Source organism: Streptomyces sp. NPDC052107, from assembly GCF_040680215.1.
Taxonomy (GTDB): domain Bacteria; phylum Actinomycetota; class Actinomycetes; order Streptomycetales; family Streptomycetaceae; genus Streptomyces.
This window is the reverse complement of record NZ_JBFAWG010000308.1, coordinates 1-1134: the sequence shown is the minus strand read 5'-3', so window position 1 is coordinate 1134 and position 1134 is coordinate 1. Positions and strand designations below refer to the sequence as shown.

Below are 1134 nucleotides of genomic sequence, written 5' to 3'. Positions count from 1 at the left end.
GTTGCCGTCGTTCAGCGCCGGCAGGCCGCCGATCGACATGTTGACGATGTCGACACCGCGGTTGACGACGAGGTCGATCATGCCCTCGGTCAGCGCGATGTTGGTGCAGCCGCCGGACCAGGTGCAGGCGCGCGAGGAGACGACCTTGGCGCCGGGGGCGGCACCGTTCATCTCGCCGCCGAACAGGCCGTTGGCCGCGGTGATGCCCGCGACGTGCGTGCCGTGCGAGCCCTCGATCACGCCGATGTTGACGTAGTCGGCCTTGGCGCCGGCCGCGTTGTAGACCACGTTCTTACGGGTCTCGACGACGAACGGGATGCGCTCGACGACCTTGGTGCGCGGGTCGTCCTCGCCGAAGTACGCGACCTGGAACTTGTCCTTGTACGGCTTGAGGGCCGTGTCGTCGGAGAAGTCCGCGTTCTCGTTCAGGTCCACCCGGACGGTGCCCTTGACCGGGTCGTACAGCACGCCCCAGACGTCGGTGGTGTCACCGTCGCGGTTGAGGTCGCCCGCCATGTCGCCGCCGGTGGTGGCCGACTCGGCGAAGGTGGCGAACTTGTAGCTGCCCGCCGGGGCGGACCAGGTCTTGCCGGCCGCCGTGAAGGTCGGGCCGGTGACCGTCTGCGACATCTGCAGCCAGGTGCCGTCCCCGTCGGACACCGGGTCGGTGGCGGTGACCCAGTCGACGATCTTGCGCTCGCCGGTGGTGGTCTTCTTCAGCGCCGGGTGGCCGAGGTCGACACCGGAGTCCAGGACACCGATGGTGATCCCGCGGCCGTCGGCCTTCGGGTTCTTCTTCACGAAGTCGACCGCGCCCGTCTCGAAGGACGGGTTGTACGGGTTCTTCGCCGGGGTCTTCTTGCCCGGTGCCGGGTACGTGCCCGTGGCCTTGAGCTGCTTGGCCCCCGCGGCCCGGTCGCCCGAGGGCGTCGGGTCGTCCAGCTTGATCTCCTGCTTGAGATCGATGCCGAGCACGGACTTGAGCTTGGAGGCCGCCTCGATGGTGGCCCCGGCGGTGCTGGTCGGCACCGTCGCCCGTACGTAGCCGAGCTTGTCGTAGGTCTGGCCGAGCACGGAGCCCTTGACGGCGTCCAGCTGCTCGGTGACCTGCTCGGTCGCCCCCGGAGCGGTGGC

Annotated in this window: 1 protein-coding gene; it reads right to left on the bottom strand. The window is 69.1% G+C overall.

The genetic code is table 11. The annotated features are described in order from the left end of the window. The coding region (locus AB0M27_RS48035) for a S8 family serine peptidase (RefSeq protein ID WP_365732491.1) at positions 1-1134 on the bottom strand (1134 nt) is incomplete at both ends.